The organism is Bacteroides sp. Phil13 (assembly GCF_001940965.1).
Classification (GTDB): Bacteria; Bacteroidota; Bacteroidia; order Bacteroidales; family Bacteroidaceae; genus Bacteroides; species Bacteroides intestinalis.
Genome location: NZ_MSHA01000032.1, coordinates 165,907 through 187,617 on the forward strand (window position 1 = coordinate 165,907; position 21,711 = coordinate 187,617).

At 43.2% G+C, this 21,711-nt stretch carries 14 protein-coding genes and 1 tRNA gene; 4 read left to right on the forward strand and 11 right to left on the reverse strand.

The window, feature by feature from the left end; translation table 11 throughout:
- Nucleotides 1-55 precede the first annotated feature (55 nt).
- Nucleotides 56-301, reverse strand: coding sequence for a hypothetical protein (locus BWI44_RS05320; RefSeq protein ID WP_227073160.1), 246 nt, complete (start codon nt 299-301; stop codon nt 56-58).
- Nucleotides 302-351: 50 nt separating this feature from the next.
- Between BWI44_RS05320 and BWI44_RS05325 the strand changes: the two genes are divergently transcribed.
- Nucleotides 352-699: a sensor histidine kinase gene (locus BWI44_RS05325; protein ID WP_227073163.1), complete on the forward strand. Its 348-nt coding sequence runs from the start codon at nt 352-354 to the stop codon at nt 697-699.
- 56 nt (nt 700-755) lie between these two features.
- Here the strand turns inward: BWI44_RS05325 and BWI44_RS05330 are convergent, their stop codons facing one another.
- From BWI44_RS05330 to BWI44_RS05345, 4 genes are all read right to left on the reverse strand, one after another.
- Nucleotides 756-4,190 (reverse strand): bifunctional proline dehydrogenase/L-glutamate gamma-semialdehyde dehydrogenase, encoded by a 3,435-nt coding sequence (locus BWI44_RS05330; RefSeq protein WP_171032190.1) that lies wholly within the window; start codon nt 4,188-4,190, stop codon nt 756-758.
- A gap of 251 nt (nt 4,191-4,441) precedes the next feature.
- Nucleotides 4,442-4,873: a hypothetical protein gene (locus BWI44_RS05335; RefSeq protein WP_195209045.1), complete on the reverse strand. Its 432-nt coding sequence runs from the start codon at nt 4,871-4,873 to the stop codon at nt 4,442-4,444.
- Nucleotides 4,874-5,439: 566 nt separating this feature from the next.
- Nucleotides 5,440-6,444 carry a 2-oxoacid:ferredoxin oxidoreductase subunit beta gene (locus tag BWI44_RS05340; protein WP_044532733.1) on the reverse strand — a complete coding sequence of 335 codons (1,005 nt, stop codon included), beginning with the start codon at nt 6,442-6,444 and terminating at the stop codon, nt 5,440-5,442.
- 24 nt (nt 6,445-6,468) lie between these two features.
- Nucleotides 6,469-8,316, reverse strand: coding sequence for a 2-oxoacid:acceptor oxidoreductase subunit alpha (locus BWI44_RS05345; RefSeq protein WP_195209046.1), 1,848 nt, complete (start codon nt 8,314-8,316; stop codon nt 6,469-6,471).
- Nucleotides 8,317-8,765: 449 nt separating this feature from the next.
- On the opposite strand from BWI44_RS05345, the gene BWI44_RS05350 reads away from it, so the two are divergent.
- Nucleotides 8,766-8,837 (forward strand) — tRNA-Arg (locus BWI44_RS05350).
- Between the two features lie 62 nt (nt 8,838-8,899).
- Here the strand turns inward: BWI44_RS05350 and secDF are convergent.
- From secDF to BWI44_RS05375, 5 genes are all read right to left on the reverse strand, one after another.
- Entirely contained in the window at nt 8,900-11,899 is a 3,000-nt protein-coding gene (secDF, locus tag BWI44_RS05355; RefSeq protein WP_195209047.1) for a protein translocase subunit SecDF, read from the reverse strand.
- 149 nt (nt 11,900-12,048) lie between these two features.
- Nucleotides 12,049-14,133, reverse strand: coding sequence for a M3 family metallopeptidase (locus BWI44_RS05360; protein WP_195209048.1), 2,085 nt, complete (start codon nt 14,131-14,133; stop codon nt 12,049-12,051).
- Nucleotides 14,134-14,155: 22 nt separating this feature from the next.
- Complete coding sequence (locus BWI44_RS05365; protein ID WP_195209115.1) at nt 14,156-15,274, reverse strand: endonuclease/exonuclease/phosphatase family protein; 1,119 nt, start codon at nt 15,272-15,274, stop codon at nt 14,156-14,158.
- A gap of 15 nt (nt 15,275-15,289) precedes the next feature.
- Nucleotides 15,290-16,180 (reverse strand): rhomboid family protein, encoded by an 891-nt coding sequence (locus BWI44_RS05370; RefSeq protein WP_007661930.1) that lies wholly within the window; start codon nt 16,178-16,180, stop codon nt 15,290-15,292.
- Nucleotides 16,161-16,844, reverse strand: a complete 684-nt coding sequence (locus tag BWI44_RS05375) for a rhomboid family intramembrane serine protease (protein WP_195209049.1) — start codon at nt 16,842-16,844, stop codon at nt 16,161-16,163. Before BWI44_RS05375 ends, BWI44_RS05370 begins: the two co-directional genes overlap by 20 nt.
- A gap of 215 nt (nt 16,845-17,059) precedes the next feature.
- Between BWI44_RS05375 and BWI44_RS05380 the strand changes: the two genes are divergently transcribed.
- Together BWI44_RS05380 and argS are read left to right on the forward strand one after the other, a co-directional pair.
- Nucleotides 17,060-17,332: an HU family DNA-binding protein gene (locus BWI44_RS05380; RefSeq protein WP_007661934.1), complete on the forward strand. Its 273-nt coding sequence runs from the start codon at nt 17,060-17,062 to the stop codon at nt 17,330-17,332.
- A 125-nt stretch (nt 17,333-17,457) separates the two neighbouring features.
- Nucleotides 17,458-19,275 (forward strand): arginine--tRNA ligase, encoded by a 1,818-nt coding sequence (gene argS / locus BWI44_RS05385; protein ID WP_195209050.1) that lies wholly within the window; start codon nt 17,458-17,460, stop codon nt 19,273-19,275.
- 76 nt (nt 19,276-19,351) lie between these two features.
- Here argS and topA read toward each other — a convergent pair whose 3' ends face one another.
- The gene (topA, locus tag BWI44_RS05390) at nt 19,352-21,709 is read right to left on the reverse strand and encodes a type I DNA topoisomerase (RefSeq protein WP_195209051.1); all 2,358 of its coding nucleotides are present in this window, start codon (nt 21,707-21,709) and stop codon (nt 19,352-19,354) included.
- Nucleotides 21,710-21,711 lie beyond the last annotated feature (2 nt).

Genomic DNA, 21,711 nt, shown 5'->3' on the forward strand with positions numbered 1-21,711 from the left:
TCTCTACTCTTTGGGTATGAGGGAACTTTTTTTGTTATACGTTGGGAGAAGAATTTTAGTCATTCTTTCCGTAATTGCGCTTTATAATAGTGGCCTGAAAAGCTTTTTTATCGGCCAGTAGCAGATCTTCATCATCAAAGGCACGAAGGCTGTACCAAAAAAGAATATCTCCCGTACCACCCAGAACGCCAAATAATCCCAGAAAGAATATGTTGGCTTCTCTTGTACAGAATCCATGGATTGCAGGCATCACTCCCAATAAGATGCCCGGTAATAATAAGGATACCCGATAGAACTTCAATGGGATTGGACGGGTTGGGGTAAACCCTATGCTATGCTGATGAGGAGTATCTGAAAGAGGCTTTAAGTAACCTGATAGACAATGCGGTGAAATACTCTAAGGATACGATAGATATACAGATTACTTCCTGCCTTTCCGGACAGTATACTCAGATCAAGGTGCGGGATAATGGTATCGGTATTCCGCTTGCGGCTCAACGGATTGTATTTGATAAGTTTGAACGCGTAATTACCCGGAATGAGGATGCGAAGAAGAAAGTATCCGGCTTCGGCTTGGGGCTGAACTATGTGATGAATGTGGCTCGTGAACATGGAGGATACGTCAGTGTGGAGAGTGTGGAAGGAAAATATAGCGAATTTACGGTTTCTTTGCCATTGCCGGTGGAGAACGAGGAATGACGTGGCCTGACCTGTCCGCTTTTCGATAGGCAAGCCGGACCACGTTTTTTTAATTGTTATTCTACGGGAGGCACATCCAGAATGCTGCCATATCGATGGAATTCGAAGGAGATGCTTTGCTCTTTAATATAATGTATTAACTCTACACGTCCGTTTTTCACAGGTTTTGCCGTGGCAATGTATTTGTTTCTACGGGCTGCCTCTTCATACATTTCCATCGGAATATCAGCGCCACAAGTGCGGATACGTTCATAGCTCCTCATTGTTTTGAGGAATTCATCCAATGTTTCTTTCTTTAGTGTACAGCCGGTAGATGATAATGCAGTCGTGCGATCATCATTCGGGTCAAAGCTGATAGTCAGTGGTGTGTGGCAGAGCTTTGTGGCAAGTGCAATCATTTCCGCTTCTTCGTTACTATCTCCCGGGAAAAGGCGGAGTACCATATTCTTTAATGGCAGATAACGGAATGCATTCTGTTCGCCATATAACTTATTGATATCCCGTGCATGCGCAAATTCTTCTTCATAAGCATGAGGATAACTTTGCTTATAATCCGTATTACTTTCCGGTTTGTCGGTAATCTTCACAAGGCAGGCACAATAGTTCGGTCCGCCTGCTTTTACACCACCACCGAAAGCAGATAGTTTCATCCCACCGAAAGGTTGGCGGTTGACAATAGCACCTGTGATACCACGATTGATATAAAGATTACCTGCCAGAATGGAGTCCTTCCAGAGTTTTTGTTCGTTTTCATCCAGGCTTTGCAGACCGGAAGTCAAACCGTAGTCCAGGCTGTTCACCAACTCTATTCCCTGTTGAAGATTGTCAATACAAGCCACACTTAACATGGGACCGAACAATTCGGTACGGAATGAATAACTGCCCGGTTTTACTCCCCACTTCACGGTAGGGGCGAGGATGTATTGCTTCTCGTCAATAAACTTAGGTGGAACCAGCCAGGACTCGCCGGGTTCCAGTGTAAGGGCTTGCAATAACTTGTCGTTCCGGTTGGTAATCATGGGGCCTACTACGTTACCAGCTTCCCATACACTGCCTACTTTTATACTGGTGGCGGCATCCTTCAGCTTATCCTGGAAGTTCTTGTCTTCGTATACAGAGCGTTCTACAAGCAGTAGGGAACATGCTGAGCACTTTTGTCCGGCATTTCCGAAAGCAGAAGTAACGATATTCATGATGGCATGATCACGGTCGCCCGAGGCTGTGAGGATAATAGCATTTTTTCCACCGGTTTCGGCAGAAAGTGGGGTAGACGGGTTGGTACGTGCAATGCTTTGGGCTGTATCCGTACCTCCTGTCAGGATGATATGCTTGATAGCCGGAGCTGTGGTCAATTCTTTCAGTGCTTCACGGTCGGTTATAATGACTTGCAATGCTTCTTTGGGCACTCCTGCATCCCAGAAAGCCTTGGCAAATAGCCATGCTACGGGAGCAGCTACTGTTGCGGGTTTCAGTATCACGGTATTGCCACCGGCCAATCCGGCTACAATGCCGCCGATAGGAATGGCACATGGGAAGTTCCACGGCGAAATGACGAGGATTGTTCCTTTGGAGGTGATGTCCACATCATGCAGTGCGGCGAATTTTTTCATTGTTGTGGTATAGAAGCGGGCGTAGTCGATACCTTCGGATACCTCTACATCTCCTTCTACCACTGTTTTACCTGTTACAGCACACATACTGCCTATCAGGTCTCCGCGCATATCACCCAGACGATTGGCTGCTTCGAACATGATTCTATGACGTTCCTCTAAGGTAGTGTTCCGCCAGCCTGTGGGATCTTTCTCTGCAATGCCGATGATTTGCTTTATTTGTTCCGTATTGGCTTGCGACATTTCGCAAATACATACTTCATCATTCTGGCAGCGGTCCATGTACTTATGGCGTTTTTCACAGATGATGTCTTCGGTTCCTATTTGCAGAGGAATGATTTCTGGAGTATCGGCGGAAGACTTTTTCCATTTGGCAAAGATCTTTCGTACCCATTTCTGGTTTTGAGGCAGATCAAAATCCGTATCCGGTTCGTTTTTCATCACGTCGGATGGGGGGACGGGAGAATACGGTAAAAGCCTGTTCTGCGTGCGCGTAGGAATATGAGAAACGCTATCTTTCTTGTGATATGCTTCTTCAAACTGTTTTTGCAGGAAATTCCAGGTGTCAGTTCCCGGTTTCAGATTGAATGAATGAGTGAGGAAGTTATCCGGAGCTGTATTTTCGTCCATGCGGCGTACCAAATAAGAGATTGCATTCAGGAAGTGTTCATCTTTCACTACCGGTGCATATAGTATGATGTGATTACCCAGTTGCGACTGTGCACGCCATACATGGTCGGCCATACCTTCCAACATCTCAAATGTCATATACTCTGAACTGTTGTTTTTCTGGCTTAACAGGTAAGCGTAGGCTATTGTGAACAGGTTATGCGAAGCCACTCCGATGTGCAACGCTTTTGCATTTTCGGGCAGCAGGGCGCGTTCCAGAATATGCAGGTAGTTTGCATCTACTTCCGTTTTTGTGGAAAGTATGGGGTTGGGCCAGCCGCGCAAGGAAGAAATCACGGTTTCCATTTCCAGATTGCAACCTTTTACAAGGCGCATTTTGAGTGGTGCACCTCCCTCAGCCACGCGTGCCTTTGCAAATTCCAACAATTCCGTCTGGAAATCATAGGCATCAGGCAGATAAGCTTGTACAACGATACCGGCTGAATAGTCTCTGAATTCCGGTTTGCTTAGTACAGTTTTAAACAGGCGTAAAGTAAAGTGTGAATCTTTATATTCTTCCATATCCAGATTGACAAACTTCGCATGTTTCACTCCGTTTTCATCTGTATGCGGGAAGTCTATTGCTTTTTGGTAAAGAGCGGACATGCGTTTCACCAGTTCCGGGAAACTCTCTTCATAATTCAAAGCATGCGTCTGGGCATAGATGCCGGATATCTTTACGGAGATATAGTTAATATCCGGAGCTTCCAATGCTTCCAGGTAATGATAGTAACGGTGATCTGCTTCCCCATTGCCTAAAACGACTTCACCCAGTAGGTTCACATTTTGTCCAACCTTTTGCTGTGCACGTTCAGACAGGTGCCGGGTTAACTTGGGACGGGCTTCGTCAAGGATGACTTTAGACGTATCCATGCGTAAACGCTTCTTTATAATAGGTATGGCGATGAAGTCGAAATGATGTCCGAAGGCTTGGTACATTTTAAAGAGGAAAGTATCCCGCTTGTTCAGGAATTCAGGTACTCCATAGCGGTCTATCAGAGTCTTAATGCGGGCGGCAAGTTTTTTGCGATCACGTATCTGCGAAGATTCATCCAGCATTTTCACTAGGAACTTCTTGTCCTGCGGGCGTTGCACCATGACGGCATACTTGTGCTGTTCTTTGCGCTCTTCGTTTGTAATGGTTTGCTCACACGTGTTGTGTAGCTTCAGTACCCATTCTTGTACTTCGGCTATGGTAGGTCTATTATCCATAATCTATTCATGTTTAGTAAATGACTGAAAATAAATATCACTCGCGAACTAAAAACATGAATAAAGGGTGGGACTGAACATTACGGCACGATACCGGTGCAAGGTCTGGAGAGCTTGCTGGGAAAACCGGTCAAAGATTAATCTTCTACCCATAGTACAGTGATGTTAAAGGTTAATGTATGCCTGATGCAAATATACACTAATTCTTTTATTATCAAAGAGAAAGGGCAGAAAAAACTTTGAAGGCGCAGCTATTCTAATACTCCTTCTGGAATTGCCGGAATGGTATTGAATGCCCCGATAATGGAATAGTCGGTATCATCCACTGTCATTGTTAAAAGTGGTTTTATGATAATGTCATTTCTTGTAGAGGCGTCTTTGGGGACAAGTTTTTTCCAATCTACATCCAGATAGCGTTGTATGAGGCCAAGTATAGCGTAACTCGTGATACCGTTTTCCTTTTCAAACTTGAAATTATGCGGTGTGGGCGGAATTGTTGCATCTGTAAAGTTTCCTTTTGTATCGGCCGAATAGTTCAATGTGAGATAAGGTATGGCATCGGTAGAAGATGAAGCTTCCGTGACATGTTCTGTTTTTGACGAAAAGCTGTAGATACCTTTGGCGATGAGGTGATCCGAAACTTTGTGCTTTGAATCAGCGTAAGGGAAGAAATAGCACTCCAATCCGGAACGGTGTTGGAGTGTTGTTCTCTAATTTGTCGTCATCACAGCTCGTGAAGCTGATTACGGATATTAACAGGAATATCCAGAATAAGTGTTTTGTTTTCATCTTGCTTTATTTCAGGGCAAATATAGGCTTTTAAAGTTTAAATCCCAAAATTGTATATGATATTTGGGATTATCTGTTGACGGAATTGATTCTTTGCGGAAAAGATGTGAATCAAAGGTTGCTGATGACTTTCTTGTTAGTTTGTTGATAATCAGCTAATAGTATTTACCGTGTGCTTATCATAAGATGTAAAAGCGTTTACCGCCGTATGTAACGGTCTTTACCCCTTATTGTAACGGCCTTTACCTCGGCGTGTAACGGTCTTTACCTCGGCATGTAAATGGAGTTACCGTGTGGAGTGAACAAAGTTACCATTTGGGGTATCCCGCTATCACTTTATCACACTTTATTCATAACCCGTCTTCAACTATTGATTTGTATTATTTCTAAAAAGCCTCATTACCGTACTATATAATAGTAGCGGTAATGAGGCTTTTTAGAAAAGGAATAGTGTATTCGCTTACTTTACTTCCCAAATATCATTCGTCATCAACAGTTCCTTGAAGTTGTGATACTTCTTCTTTGCTGATACTTCTTCAATCTGTTCCATTACAGCATCGTCATAAGTCGGAGCTTCCACATCGCGGATTACACCGAGAGCAACCGGGAAGTCAGGACCTTCCATCAGAGCCAATTTCAGTTGCAATGTATTATCCATGCAGTGTGCATCATGAATGAGGATATCCTTTTCTGTGATACCGTTCTCGCCCAACTTTACAACTTTCAGTCCGAAACCTTCCTGCATCAATCCAAACTCTTTGTTCTCACCGAAAAGCATTGGCTTACCGTGTTCCAGGTAGATAGCATTCTTGGCACGTCCGTCTTTGTTGTATATAGAGTCGTAGGTTCCGTCATTGAAGATAACGCAGTGTTGCAAAATCTCACACACAGCGGCTCCTTTATGGTTAGCAGCAGCCTTCAGAACTTCTCCTGTGCCGGGACCATCTGTGGCTACACAGCGTGCAAAGAAACGTCCACGGGCACCGAAGCAGAGTTCAGCTGGGTGGAACGGATCTTCTACCGTACCATAAGGAGAGGATTTGCTGACGAAGCCACGGGGAGACGTCGGGGAATATTGTCCTTTTGTCAGACCGTAGATGCGGTTGTTCAGCAACAGAATGTTGATATCTATATTACGACGGATAGCATGGATAAAGTGGTTACCACCGATAGCCAGACCGTCACCATCACCTGAAACCTGCCAAACGCTCAGGTTAGGATTGGTTACTTTACATCCGGTAGAGATGGCGGCAGCACGTCCGTGGATAGTCTGCATCGCATACGTATTCATATAATAAGGCAGACGGCTGGAGCAACCGATACCCGAGATAACGGCAGTTTCCCAAGGCTTAACACCGATTTCTGCCAACGCTTTGTGCAGTGAATTCAAGAAGAAGTGGTCACCGCAACCCGGACACCAACGAGGCTGTCCTTTTTTGAAATCTTTAGCTGTATATTCGCTCATGTCTTTCGATACTTTACGGGGTTATTATTTATTTAAAATCTCGGTGAAGGCAGCCACTAATTCGCTTACTACGAACGGCTGTCCCTTGACTTCATTGAATTGATACGGAGTGAAATTATCCACCTTCATGCGGAGATAACCGGCAAATTGTCCCAGATTCTGTTCGGCAACTACCACTTTCTTGTATTTCTTCAATACTTCAGCCGTATTTTTAGGCAGAGGATTGATATAAGAGAAGTGAGCTAAGGCTACTTTTTGTCCGGCTTTGTTCATCTCTTCCATAGCAGAATACAAGTGTCCGTAAGTACCGCCAAAACCTACAATCAGCAGGTCTGCATCATCTGCACAGCCTTGTACTTCTACATCGGGTACAGCAATCTTTGCAACTTTTTCTGCACGCAGGTGGCACATTAGATTGTGGTTTTCAGGATCGGTAGAGATCGCACCAGTGTTGCTGTCTTTTTCCAGACCACCGAGGATATGAGTATAGCCTTCTTGTCCCGGAACGGCCCAGTAACGTACTTGGTTCTCAGGATTGCGTTTATAAGGAGTATAGTTATCCTTCATTTCAGGAGTAACATACTGAGGTTTGATTTCAGGATATGTATCCAGGTTCGGCAGCTTCCATGAACCGGAACCGTTGGCTACGAAACCGTCTGTTAACAGAACTACCGGAGTCATGTGTTCCAAAGCCATTTTACAAGCTGCATAGGCTGCATCGAAGCAGTTTGTCGGTGAGGTTGCAGCAATAACCGGCATTGGACTCTCACCGTTACGACCAAACAAAGCCTGTAACAAGTCCGTTTGTTCCGATTTAGTCGGCAAACCTGTGGAAGGACCACCGCGTTGTACGTCCAGAACAACCAAGGGAAGTTCTGTAATCACTGCAAGGTTCATAGCCTCTGATTTCAGGCAGACACCCGGACCGGAAGTGGTAGTTACAGCCAATGCACCAGCAAAAGAAGCACCGATAGCCGTAGCACAGCCGGAAATCTCATCTTCACATTGAACGGTAATGACACCTAAGGATTTATGTTTGGAGAGTTCATGTAATACGTCCGTAGCCGGAGTGATGGGATAAGAACCCAGGAATAACTTCAGACCTGCTTTTTCAGCAGCAGCAATGAAACCGTAGGCTGTAGCTTTGTTGCCCATGATATCCATATATATTCCGGGCGTCTTTATCTTACTTTCTATCTTATAAGTATGTGCTACGGAAGCGTGTGTATTGTGACCATAGTCGTAACCGACGTGAATTACCTTGATGTTGGCTTCTGCTATTTCCGGCTTTTTTGCAAACTTCTCTCTAAGGAAATCTTCTGCAATCTTCAGGTCGCGATTGAACAACCAGCATACCAGGCCGAGAGCGAACATGTTGCGGCATTTCAGCATTGCTTTGTTGTCCATACCTGTTTCTGCCAGACAGTCTTTCACCATTTGAGAAATAGGAGCGGCAATAACATCTTGCTTGATACCCATTTCTTCGATAGGATTGTCAGTCTTGAAAGCGGCTTTCTGTAAATCGGAAGCCTGGAAACAGTCTGTGTCGATAATGATGCAAGCAGTAGACTTAGCAAACTTATACTGTGTTTTCAATGCGGCAGCGTTCATAGCTACCAATACATCGCATTTATCACCCGGGGTGAATACTTTGCTGGCGCCGATGTGTACCTGAAAACCTGATACGCCGGTCAGAGAGCCTTGCGGGGCGCGGATATCTGCGGGATAGTCGGGGAAAGTACTGATGTCATTTCCCACCGTAGCCGATACTGTTGAAAAGATGTTGCCGGCGAGCTGCATACCATCGCCGGAGTCTCCGGAAAAGCGGACTACCACTTGATCCAGTTCTTTTACCATCATGTCGTTTGCCATAATTTCGTATTACTATGATTAATTTATAGGATCACTTAAAATCTGTTCTCATGTTGGTTGGGGTACTTACAAAAAGTACTACGCTTTTTATAGGCACGTTTGCAAATGTCGGAAAGTTATGCGACTTGGCAAAATCTTTTTGAGTTAATCTGTGATTGTGTTCTAAAAGAATTGAGAAATGAGTGTTTTTTGATATTTGGAGTGAGCAAAACTCTGACTATGTGTCTGACTTGAACGAATAAAAGTTGCATATTATCATTTGTTCTACTGATGCATGTGTTGACTAAATGTAAGTATAGGCGCTTAAATTAATGCTGTGTGAAGCTGTTTTGACTTTACACTTTGATAAAATCTTGTGTTGCTTGTATTTTCTTGACTTCTCGATAAAATCTTCGTTCGGCCTTGTGAAATCGGGAGAATGCCTTATCTTTGCAACCGCAAATGTTGCTGGTCCTGTAGTTCAACGGATAGAATAGAAGTTTCCTAAACTTTAGATAGGGGTTCGATTCCCCTCGGGACTACAAAATAAAAAGGGAAGTCGATTCGTTCGGCTTCCCTTTTTTATCGTTAACTTGTATAGTCCTTATTTAGCTACTTCAGCAGCCGGCTCAGCTATTTTTTTGTTCTTCAACATCATGTATGCGATAGGAGATGCAATGAACAAAGAAGACAATGTACCAATTACAACACCGAGGATCATTGCGAATGCGAAGCTGCGGATAGAGTCACCACCAAGGATGAAGATACACAGCAATACGATTAATGTACTCAATGAAGTATTGATAGTACGTGCCAGAGTAGTGTTCAATGAGTCATTGAACAACTGTTTCTTGTCGCGTTTCGGATACAGGCCGAAGAACTCACGTACACGGTCGAAGATTACCACCTTGTCATTGATAGAGTAACCGATAGCTGTCAGAATAGCACCGATGAATGTCTGGTCAATTTCCAGTGAGAATGGCATCCAACCCCAGCAGAGAGAATAAGCACCCAAGATCATCAATGTATCACTTGTCAGTGCAGCTACAGAACCCACACTATATGCAATGTTACGGAAACGAATCAAGATGTACAGACCGATAGCAATCAGAGCAAGCACTACAGACCACATAGCGGAAGTCTTGATATCATCTGCAATGCTCGGACCTACTTTCTGTGAGCTGACGATACTACCACCAGTATGGTTTTCACGATCGATAAATGTTTCCAGAGTAATGTTTTGCGTCAATACGGGCTTCAATGTCTCATAGAGATATGCTTCTATTTCAGAGTCAACATTGTTGCCGTCTTCTTCAATACGATAGTTTGTACTGATACGTACAGTTTTCTTATCTGTACCGATAGCGATTACACTGACGTTAGCGTCACCAAATTTACTGGAGATTAACTCGCGTACTTGTTCTGGTTCTACCGCATTCTCAAATTGTACCTTGAAGTTACGTCCACCTGTGAAGTCGATACTTTGGCTTAGACCGCGTACAAAGAGTGAACCGATACAGATTACAAGAATAACACCTGTAATTGTCAACCACTTCTTGTTGCCACCCATGAAGTCAAAATGTACATTCGCCATCAAGTTCTTGGAGATCTTGGAAGAGAAGGTCAGGTTCAACCACTTATCTTTATTCATGAAGTACTCATAAACCAAACGTGTCATAAACACGGCGGTAAAGAATGAAATCAAGATACCGATAATCAAAGTCGTGGCGAAACCACGGATAGGACCTGTACCGAAGTTGAACAGGATTATACCTGTAATAATAGAAGTTAAGTTAGAGTCGAAGATAGCTGAGAATGCGTTGGAGTAACCATCTGCGAGTGCTTTCTTCACACCCTTACCTGCACGCAATTCTTCTTTGGTACGTTCGTAAATCAATACATTAGCATCCACAGCCATACCCAATGCCAACACCATACCGGCAATACCGGACATTGTCAAGGCCGCCTGGAAAGACGAAAGGATCCCCAACGTAAAGAACATGTTCAGTACCAATGCACCATTGGCAACCATACCCGGAATGAAGCCATACATGGTACACATATAAATCATCAACAGTACCAATGCCACGATGAATGAGAATACACCGGCGTTGATGGAAGCCTGTCCCAAAGACGGACCTACGATATCCTCCTGAACGATACGTGCAGGAGCCGGCATCTTACCTGACTTCAATACGTTCGCTAAGTCTTTTGCTTGCTCAGGAGTGAAGTGTCCGGTAATTTGTGAGTTACCACCTGTAATTTCAGTATTTACATTCGGTGCAGAATATACATAACCATCCAATACGATAGCGATGCTCTTACCAATGTTTTGCTTAGTCAACTGAGCCCAGCGGCGTGAACCGTCTGTGTTCATAGACATACTTACAGCTGGTTTACCAAATTGGTCGTATTCGTCTTTAGCGCTAACAACAACGTCACCTTCCAATGGCGCACGTCCGTTACGTTCGGTTGAACGGATAGCATAAAGTTCGAAAGTCTGACCCTTCGGATCATATTCATAAGCAGAAACGCCCCATTTCAGACGGAGGTCTTTCGGGAGTTCAGCTTGAATTTCTCTCATAGAAAGATACTTGTTGATCTCAGCAGTATCCTTATAGTTAGCATAAGCTACAACCGGGCCTTGTCCGCTGGAGTTAACCTGCAGAACGGCCAGCAACGGATGTTCTTTCTTGATTTGTGCAAGATCGACAGTTTGTGCTTTGTTTTCACCTTTCAATACTGCAGCAAGACTATCGGCAGTGCTGGTAGCTTGTGCCATAACCGGAGTAGCAGTGCTGTCAACGGCTGCACTGTCAGCCGGTGCTTCATTAGCTAAAATGCTGCGGAGTTTGTTATCAGCAGCTTGCAGATAAGGTGCAACATCCTTTGCGTTGTATGTTTCCCAAAACTCCAGATTAGCAGAACCTTGTAGTAATTTTCTTACACGCTCTGGCTCTTTGATACCCGGAAGTTCCACCATGATACGTCCCATCTTGTCTTCCAGACTCTGAATGTTGGGCTGAACCACACCAAAGCGGTCGATACGAGTACGGAGTACATTGTATGAGTTATCAACTGCGGCTTTTACTTCCGAACGCAGTACTTTTTCTACTTCAGCGTCAGAAGTCTTTTGGTTAACTTTGTCTTTTAACTGTTGAGTGGCGAAAAGTTCGGAAAGACGTGCATCCGGAGCAATTCTGTGATACTCTCTAACAAACAGGGTAATGACGTCATCCTGGCTGCTGATAGCCTGTTTGGCGGCAGTTGCCAATGCTTGGTTGAATGCTTCGTCGGTTTTGTTGTCCGCCAATGCTTTGATAACATCAGGAACAGAAACTTCAAGGATAACGTTCATACCACCCTTTAAGTCCAAACCTAAACTGATCTCCATCTCACGACACTGTTTCAGTGTCCAATTGCCGAACCACACTTTCTCGTTTGACAGAGAATCCAGGTAGTCCTGCTCTAACTTCAGATCGCCTTTTGCGTACTCTTTTGCCTTATTGTTATAATGGCGAGTCACAAAAGAGAAGGAAAGGTAGAACACACATACCAGTGTGAGCAAAATTGCAAAAACCTTTACAAATCCTTTGTTTTGCATGTTACTTTTAGTTTATTATGATTACTTTATTAATTGATTTCTATAGCGTACAAGGCTGCAAATATAGTTTTTTTTTCACATTCGGAAGTAAAAGGAACTCAAATATTTGCATCTGGCAATGATTTTGCTGCCTTTGTATAGTACTAATTTTACTTCATTCCACGATTTTTTAACATTGGTTCCAGTTGAGGCTCAGCACCACGGAAATTCTTGTAAAGTGTCATCGGGTCTTCGCTGTTACCTTTTTCAAGAACATTATACCGGAAAAGATCTGCTGTCTTTTTGTCGAAGATACCATGCTCTTTAAAAGCTTCAAAAGCATCGTTATCCAATACGTTTGCCCATAAATAGCTGTAGTAGCCTGCAGCATAACCACCGATGATATGATTGAAGTAGGTGGTACGATAACGCGGGGCTATTTCGGGGATAAGATTCAATTGATTCATGGCTTCTTTCTCGTATGCCAATACATCCAGATTCTTGGTGTCAGTCAGGTTGTGCAGATTCATATCCAGAATAGCTGCAGCCAGTAATTCTGTGGTCATGAAGCCTTGATTGAAGGTTTTCTGATTCAGAATCTTTTCGATAAGGCTGTCGGGAATGGTTTCTCCTGTCTGATAATGCTTGGCATACATTTTCAGTACTTCAGGTTCAGTAGCCCAATGTTCATTTATCTGGGAGGGCAATTCAACAAAGTCACGTACGACATTTGTTCCGGAAATGCCTTTATAGTTGCATTTAGTCAATAATCCGTGCAGAGCGTGCCCAAATTCATGGAACAGAGTTTCTACCTCGTCAATTGTCAGCAGTGACGGAGTGTCGCCTACAGGTTTAGTGAAGCTGCATACGTTGCATACCAGTGGACGAATATCGCCTTGTTGTTCACGATAGTTACTCATCCATGCACCACCGCTCTTGCCCGGGCGTGGGAAGTAGTCTACATAGAAGATACCCATATGAGAGCCATCTGCGTCTTTTACTTCGAATACTTCTACGTCAGGATGATATACGGGAATACCTTCCAGCTTCGTTAATGTAATGCCATAGAGCTTGTTGGCAACTGCGAAAGCTCCTTCACGTACGTTTTCCAGTTTAAAGTAAGGCTTGATTTCATCTTCTTCAAGATTATATTTCTCTTTGCGAAGCTTTTCAGTATAATACCACCAGTCCCATGCTTCCAGTTTTTCTCCTTTGCCTTCTTTATCCATGATCTTTTGCAAATCAGCAGCTTCGGCTTTTGCTTTCGGTAAGGAGTAGCTCCACAGGTTATTCAGGAAATTCATTACAGTAGTGGAGTTCTTAGCCATTGTGTTATCCAGAACGAAATTGGAATAACAGTCAAAGCCCAGTAATTGTGCTTTCTCAAGGCGAAGACTTACAATGTCCGTAATGATTTTCTTGTTATCGTTCTTATCATTGTTGTTACCGCGATTGATATAAGCCTTGTATATCTGTTCACGCAACGGGCGGTTTTCTGAGTATTGCAGGAATGGGAGTCGGCTGGCATTTCCTAAAGTGAACAGCCATTTTCCTTCCTGACCGTCTGCCTTTGCTTCTTCTGCTGCACTTTGGCGGAACCATTCGGGCAGTCCGGCAAGATCTTCTTCTTTGTCGATGTATAGTTTGAAAGCATTATTTTCATTCAGAATATTATCGCTGAATGTAAGACCTAATGTAGATAACTGTTTGTTGATCTCACGCAGACGTGCCTGCTTTTCGGAAGAAAGGTTTGCACCGGAGCGAACAAAGTCTTTATAAGTCTCTTCCAACAGACGCTCTTGTTCAGTGGTCAGTTTCAAAGATTCTTTTTGTTGGTATACGGCATTTACTTTTTTAAAGAGCTCTTGGTTCAGTGAGATATTATCGCTGTGCTCTGATAATGTCGGAGCTATTTTTATGGACAGTTCATTCAGGCCGGGTGTTTTTTCGGCATCCGTCATATTATAGAAAATAGCACTAACCCTGTCCAGTATCGGGGCGCTATTGTCGAGAGCAACGATTACATTTTCAAAAGTAGGTGTTTCAGAATTATTCACTATTGCATCGATATTCGCGTTTTGTTCTTCGATCCCTTTCAAAAAGGCGGGTTCGTAATGTTCCAGTTTAATTTTATCGAAGGGCGGTACGCCATGTTCGGTTTGGAACTCAGACAAAAACGGATTCGTTTCCGTTTGTGTGGTACAGGAGTACATCATACAAGTTGTAGCTAAAATAAAAATACACTTCTTAAACATAGTTTTAAGTATTAGATATTAATCATTTTTTCTTTATTCTTTTTTCTTTTTTCTTCAGATAACACCAGATTGGATAATGGTCAGACTCTTTTATAGATCGGTCTACCGTACAGTTATAAGATTTTAGATTTTTACTTGCTAGGATATTGTCAATCCTGAAGTAGAATTTGTTTTGATTGTAAGAGATACCCAGTCCGCGACCTGATTGTGTGAAAGTATCATTCAGTCCCTGGCCGATAACTCTGTGAGCGTAGGAGATAGGTGTATCGTTAAAGTCACCGCATACGATAATGTAAGGGTGCTGTGACGCTGCAATTTTTTGTGCGATGCTGTCGGCTTGCGAACCACGGATGGCAGAAGCTTCTGCCAGTTTGCGGATAAGCAGGCGGGCACCGCTTTTTACCTTTTTCGTTTCGGGAGATTTGAGCATACTTTCATAGACAACTTTATCTTCTTTCGTCAGTTTATTAGATTCCAGATGGTTGTTGATAAGCATTATAGTATCTTCTCCTATTTTTAGCTCATAAACCGCAGAGCCATTGTATTCGCTGGCATAATCTAATCTGCGGGACGAAAGTATGGGGTATTTGGAATAACAGGCTATCCGGTTGGTATGGCCTTTTCCGCTTCCTACAGTTTGAATCTTATGATAAGGATAATCTTTCAGAGCTTTCTCGACATCTTTCTGGCTGAGATAATGAGAAGATTCAATGGTCTGGTACTCTTGTAGGCATAGGATGTCTGCTCCACTGTTTTTTAGATAATTTAGAATAGGGTTCTTTCCGTCTTTCTTAACGGCTCCATCGAATCCCATTATATTGTACGATAAAACTTTGAAGCTGTTTTCCGGTAACTTGTTCGTATGAAAATTAATAGGAAAATAAGTCCGTATCTGCGGATAGCATAGAAGAAGACTTATCAATGTGACTAATGAAAACTTATAGTTCTGGATAATAAGCCAAAAGACCAGAAAACAAATATTAATCACCAGAAAGATAGGAAATGCCAGTCCGAAACAAGATTCCACGGGATGTGCGGCCGGCTTAATATACGGGCTGTAAGCGGTAAGAAGCAACAAACCTATGAAGAAGATGTTGACCGCTAAAATCAGATAAGCGACGAATCTGCCAATATGCCTTATTCCCATATTTCTATATTATCGTTTGCTCGCGTCGAAAAGACTTTTCTTTTCTTCCGTAGTCAGGCTTTCGTATCCCGATTTTTTTAGTTTATCGAGGATGCGATCTATTTCTTCTGACTGAACTTTCTTGCGGGCGTTGTAATCGTAGTCTTTCTGACGACTGTTACCATAATGCACTTTCATTTTGGGTTTGCGAGGCTTGAAGCTGAATACTGAAACGATAGCATCCAGAATCTTATTGATCCAGGACGTAATGTCTCTGCCTTTACTCAGTCCTGCTGCAAACCAGACTCCTGCTAATGCGCCACCCAAATGGGCGATATGTCCACCTGCATTGCTGGATGTGATGAACAGTAAATCAGTACCGATAACAATCAGTGCCAGATATTTCAGTCGTATCGTGCCAAATAGGAATAATCGTATCGGGTAGTTCGGCTCACGATATGCGGTCGCAGCTACAATAGCAAGCACAGAAGCAGATGCTCCCAGCATAAATGAGTAGTCAACCATCGGACGGAAATACGGAAAAACGTTATATGCCACCATATACAGCAATCCGCCGCAAATACCTCCCAATATATAAACTCCCCGCAAATGCTTTGCAGAGAAGAACATCAGGAACAATGCGCCAAACCAATATAGCCATAGCATGTTGAACAGAATATGCAGAAAACCTGCATGCATAAACATGTATGTGAACAGTGACCAGGGCTGTATGATGAATTGGGTAAATGAAGCAGGAAGTTCCAACCATTCAAATACCCCTCCAAGACTACGGTTGAATAGCTGCAAAATAACTTCCGTCAGCGTAGTAACCACGAAGACGGCTACGTTGATATAAATCAGTTGGATATAAATATTCCCTCTCCGAAAAGCTTCTTTAAGATCAGTTGTAATAGTACCCATTTCCTCTGTCTTTTTTTCTCCAATACATGATCAGTATAAAACCGAATATCATACCACCCAAGTGTGCAAAGTGAGCTACATTGTCACCCGGATTGTTAGCAAATCCTGCATACAGTTCAATCAATGCGTATCCGATAACGAAATACTTAGCCTTGATCGGGAATGGCAGCGGGAAGATAAATAACGGCTGGTTGGGGAACAACATTCCGAATCCCAGCAGGATGGCATATATAGCTCCCGACGCTCCTACAGTAGTCATCATGTTGAGATATTCTCCCATCGGAATGACAGAATAGCCCGTGTTGACGCTGGTGTATGCACAAAGCACCATTTCGTAATGTACATATTGAACGATTTCCTGTATAAATCCTGCGCCGATGCCACATACCAGGTAGTAAAACAGAAAACGTTTCGGTCCCCACACTTGTTCGAGGATACGGCCAAACATCCACAATGCGAACATGTTAAAAAATAGATGCGTAAAGCCTCCATGCATGAACATGTATGTGATGAGCTGTGCTATATTAAAATTATCGGCAAGAAAAAAGTGAAGTCCCAGATAACGGGCTAAATCCAGGCCGTAACTTTGAGCAACAATGGTCGCAAGAAAGACCAGTACATTAATGATTAATAGGTTCTTAGTAACTGTTGGTATGGCATTCATAATCTGTTATTTCATTCATTGAGTTGCAAAAATACGAATAAATTCTGTTCTATAACAGAAAAACGGCTTTCTATTCCTTTTTTTTCGCCAAAATCCAATCTTTTTTTAATGTTTTTATTTGATATTCAGAAATATTGCTCTATTTTTGTAGAGCTTTGTGAAATTCTATTGCAGATATCTTTTGTGTAACATATTAATTATTAAATTTTAAATTTATGAACAAGTCAGAACTTATCAGCGCTATGGCAGCAGAGTCCGGTTTGACAAAAGCGGATTCTAAGAAAGCATTGGATGCTTTCATGGCATCAATCACAAAGGCTCTAAAGGCTGGTGATAAAGTATCATTGGTTGGCTTCGGTACGTTTGCTGTGTCAGAAAGAGCAGCACGTCTGGGCATTAATCCTTCTACCAAACAGAGCATTACGATTCCTGCAAAGAAAGTTGCTAAGTTTAAACCTGGTATGGAGTTGACTTTGGCCATCGGATAAAGACGGCTACGAATAAAGAATAGGAAAGGAGATGCAGCAGCACCTCCTTTTTTATTATCCCTACAAACGGAGTACTTAATTCGCCAAAATATAGTATCTTTGCACCCGGAAAATACTTTTAAATCATGAATATAGAAGATAAACTGGTAACGTCCGTAATCAATGGACTGAAAGCACTGTACGGACAGGATGTGCCTGCCGCACAGGTGCAACTGCAAAAAACCAAGAAAGAATTTGAGGGACACCTCACGCTGGTTGTTTTTCCTTTCCTGCGCATGTCAAAGAAAGGACCGGAGCAGACAGCACAAGAGATTGGTGAATACCTGAAAGCTAATGAACCTTCCGTTGCTGCGTTCAATGTCATCAAAGGTTTCCTGAACCTGACCATTGCTTCTTCTGCCTGGATTGAGTTACTGAACAGCATTCATGCCGATAAACAGTACGGTATTACTGCTGCTACGGATCATTCTCCGCTGGTTATGATAGAGTATTCTTCACCCAATACCAACAAACCACTTCACTTAGGTCATGTGCGCAATAACCTTTTGGGTAATGCCTTGGCCAACATAGTTATGGCGAACGGTAACAAAGTGGTAAAGACGAATATCGTGAACGACCGTGGTATTCATATCTGCAAATCCATGTTGGCATGGTCCAAATATGGAAATGGTGAAACTCCTGAATCATCCGGTAAAAAGGGCGATCATTTGGTAGGTGACTATTATGTAGCTTTCGATAAACACTATAAAGCCGAAGTTAAAGATTTGATGGTCAGATTCCAGGCTGAAGGTGTGACGGAGGAAGAAGCTAAAGCGAAAGCAGAAGCTGCCTCTCCTTTGATGAACGAAGCTCGTGAAATGCTGGTAAAATGGGAGGCCGGTGATCCGGAAGTACGTGCACTTTGGACAAAAATGAATAATTGGGTGTACGAAGGTTTTGATGAAACTTATCGTAAGATGGGTGTGGGCTTTGACAAAATATATTACGAGTCAAATACCTATCTTGAAGGTAAAGAGAAAGTTATGGAAGGTCTTGAAAAAGGTTTCTTCTATAAGAAAGAGGACGGCTCTGTATGGGCTGACCTTACTCCGGAAGGCTTGGATCACAAATTGTTGCTCCGTGCCGATGGAACTTCAGTTTATATGACCCAAGATATCGGTACAGCTAAATTACGTTTTGCAGATTATCCTATTGACAAAATGATTTATGTAGTAGGTAATGAACAGAACTACCATTTCCAGGTGCTTTCTATCTTGCTTGATAAACTCGGTTTCGAATGGGGAAAGGGGCTTGTGCATTTTTCTTATGGTATGGTCGAGTTGCCTGAGGGTAAGATGAAGAGTCGTGAAGGTACAGTAGTAGATGCCGATGACTTGATTGAGGAAATGGTGAACACTGCTAAGGAAACTTCAAATGAACTGGGAAAACTGGATGGTTTGACTCAGGAAGAGGCTGATAATATTGCCCGAATTGTAGGATTGGGTGCTTTGAAATACTTTATTCTCAAAGTGGATGCCCGCAAAAATATGACGTTCAATCCAAAAGAGTCAATTGACTTTAATGGGAATACAGGACCGTTCATTCAATATACGTATGCACGTATTCAATCTGTATTGCGTAAGGCGGCTGAAGCCGGTATCGCAGTTCCGGCTGAAATCCCTGTAGGTATCGAGTTGAGTGAGAAAGAGGAAGGGCTTATCCAAATGGTGGCTGATTTCGCTGCTGTTGTGAAGCAGGCAGGCTCAGATTACAGTCCGTCTATCATTGCCAACTATACTTATGATCTGGTGAAAGAATACAATCAGTTCTACCACGATTTCAGTATTCTGCGCGAAGAGGATGAAGTAGTGAAAGTATTCCGCCTTGCTTTGTCGGAGAATGTAGCTAAAGTAGTTCGCCTAGGCATGGGATTGCTGGGTATCGAAGTACCGGATAGAATGTAATTACAGATAATATTATAAAACATCAGCCCCGGAATGAGAGAATCATTCCGGGGCTGATGTTTTATGATGAATCGCTTTATGCTTTCTTCTTGGCATATTTTCCACGTTTCGGTTTTGCTGGAGCTGATGCAGCTTTTTCACTTTGCAGTTTGACGATTTCCAAGCAGGCATCCAGACTTAAATCTTCCGGAACGATATCTTTTGGGATCTTATAATTGCTGCCTTTATAAGCGATATAAGGGCCATATCTTCCGTTCATAATTTCCAATTCCGGTTCTTCTTCGAATTTTTTAAGATGCTTTTTGGCTTCCGCTTCTGCTTTTTCCTTGATCAGTTCCAGAGCCTCTTCCAATTCTATTTCCATAGGATCTGCTCCTTTGGGAAGTGAGGTATAGGTTCCGTTATAATAAATATACGGACCGAAACGTCCGGCATTGACGCTGACAGTTTTACCCTCATGTTCTCCAAGGGTACGTGGCAATTTGAACAGTTCCATAGCCTCTTCCAGGGTAATAGTCTCGATAGACATACCTTTCTTCAGAGGAGAAAAACGAGGTTTCTCTTCATCTTCCGCACTTCCTATCTGTACTACCGGACCGAAACGTCCAATCTTGACTGAAACAGGTTTGCCACTGACAGGATCGTCTCCCAATAAGCGTTCTCCGGTCTTATGTGCATTCTTGGCTGCGAGGGTACTTTCTACAGATGGATGGAACGTTTTATAGAACGTCTTCATGATAGTCGTCCATTTTGTATCGCCTTCTGCTATCTCGTCGAATTGTTTTTCTACGCTTGCCGTGAAGTTGTAGTCCATGATGCTGGGGAAGTATTGCATCAGAAAGTCGGTTACAACTGTACCGGTATCTGTAGGTAACAGTTTGGCTTTCTCAGCCCCGGTAATCTCAGTGCGTGTATCATCTGCAATCTTATCTTCTTTCAAGGTAATCACATTGTATAAACGCTCTTCGCCGGTCTTATCTCCCTTCTCTACATACTCACGCTGCTGTACAGTAGAAATAGTAGGTGCATAAGTTGAAGGACGACCGATACCCAACTCTTCCAGTTTGCGTACCAGGCTTGCTTCAGTATAACGGGGTGGATGTTGCGTGAAACGTTCCGTAGCAGTTATATTCTGGTACTGTAGTTTCTGTCCCTTCTTCAAAGGAGGTAACAGACGGCTTTCATCTTCCTGCTCCACATCATCATCATAAGATTCTCTGTATACACGCAGGAAACCGTCGAATTTTACCACTTCTCCGGTCGCATTGAATGTATCAGATGCATTGCTGATGCTGATGGTTGCTGTTGTCTTTTCCAGTTCGGCATCTGCCATTTGGGAAGCTATGGTACGTTTCCAGATCAGGTCATACAGTTTTTTCTCCTGTGCGCTGCCTTCTATTTGCGCCTGTCCCATGTCTGTAGGTCGGATGGCCTCATGTGCTTCCTGCGCTCCTTTGGTCTTGGTGTTGAAGTGACGTGGGTGTACATATTTATCCCCCATCATGTTAGCGATGGCTTCTTTACTGCCGTTGATTGCGTATTCCGATAAGTTTACCGAGTCGGTACGCATATAAGTGATACGTCCGGATTCATACAATCTCTGAGCCACCATCATGGTTTGAGCGACAGTGAAGCCGAGTTTACGTGCAGCTTCCTGTTGCAGGGTAGAAGTGGTGAACGGTGCGGCCGGGCTTTTCTTTACCGGGCGGGTTGTAATGTCTTCAATGGTAAACATTGCTGCCTGGCAATGCTCCAATAGTTTCTGAGCTTCTGCTTTAGTCTTGAGGCGGCGTGCAAGTTCTGCTTTCATCTCTACAAGTTTGCCGTCGGTGTCGGGAACCAGGAAAATGGCAGTGACCTTATAAGATGCTTCACTTTGGAAAGCATGTATTTCACGTTCGCGCTCTACGATGAGGCGTACGGCTACTGATTGTACACGTCCGGCAGAAAGTGCAGGTTTTACTTTCTTCCACAGTACGGGCGATAATTCAAAACCCACGATACGGTCGAGGATGCGGCGAGCCTGCTGTGCATTAACAAGATTTATGTCAATGTTTCGAGGCTGCTCAATAGCCTTTAATATAGCGGTTTTGGTAATTTCATGGAATACGATGCGTTTAGTATGTTCCGGATTGAGTTTCAATACCTCATACAAGTGCCACGCGATGGCTTCTCCCTCGCGGTCCTCATCGGAAGCCAACCATACGGTATCTGCTTCTTTCGCTTCAGATTTCAGTGTCTTTACCAGCGTTTTTTTATCTTCCGGGATTTCATAGTCCGGTTCAAAGTTCTTTTCAACGTCAATACTGAATTCTTTTTTCTTCAAATCGCGTATATGACCATAGCTGGAAAGAACCTTATAATCTTTTCCCAGGAACTTCTCAATTGTTTTTGCTTTTGCCGGTGACTCGACAATGACAAGGTTTTTTGGCATAA

Bases quoted from the DNA above. Each gene is read 5' to 3' on its own strand.
- BWI44_RS05380 (WP_007661934.1), top strand. From the start codon at position 17,060: ATGAACAAGTCAGAACTTATCAGCGCTATGGCAGCAGAGTCCGGTTTG.
- BWI44_RS05340 (WP_044532733.1), bottom strand. From the start codon at position 6,444: ATGAGCGAATATACAGCTAAAGATTTCAAAAAAGGACAGCCTCGTTGG.
- secDF (WP_195209047.1), bottom strand. From the start codon at position 11,899: ATGCAAAACAAAGGATTTGTAAAGGTTTTTGCAATTTTGCTCACACTG.
- BWI44_RS05375 (WP_195209049.1), bottom strand. From the start codon at position 16,844: ATGAATGCCATACCAACAGTTACTAAGAACCTATTAATCATTAATGTA.
- BWI44_RS05330 (WP_171032190.1), bottom strand. From the start codon at position 4,190: ATGGATAATAGACCTACCATAGCCGAAGTACAAGAATGGGTACTGAAG.
- argS (WP_195209050.1), top strand. From the start codon at position 17,458: ATGAATATAGAAGATAAACTGGTAACGTCCGTAATCAATGGACTGAAA.
- BWI44_RS05345 (WP_195209046.1), bottom strand. From the start codon at position 8,316: ATGGCAAACGACATGATGGTAAAAGAACTGGATCAAGTGGTAGTCCGC.
- BWI44_RS05370 (WP_007661930.1), bottom strand. From the start codon at position 16,180: ATGGGTACTATTACAACTGATCTTAAAGAAGCTTTTCGGAGAGGGAAT.
- BWI44_RS05360 (WP_195209048.1), bottom strand. From the start codon at position 14,133: ATGTTTAAGAAGTGTATTTTTATTTTAGCTACAACTTGTATGATGTAC.
- topA (WP_195209051.1), bottom strand. From the start codon at position 21,709: ATGCCAAAAAACCTTGTCATTGTCGAGTCACCGGCAAAAGCAAAAACA.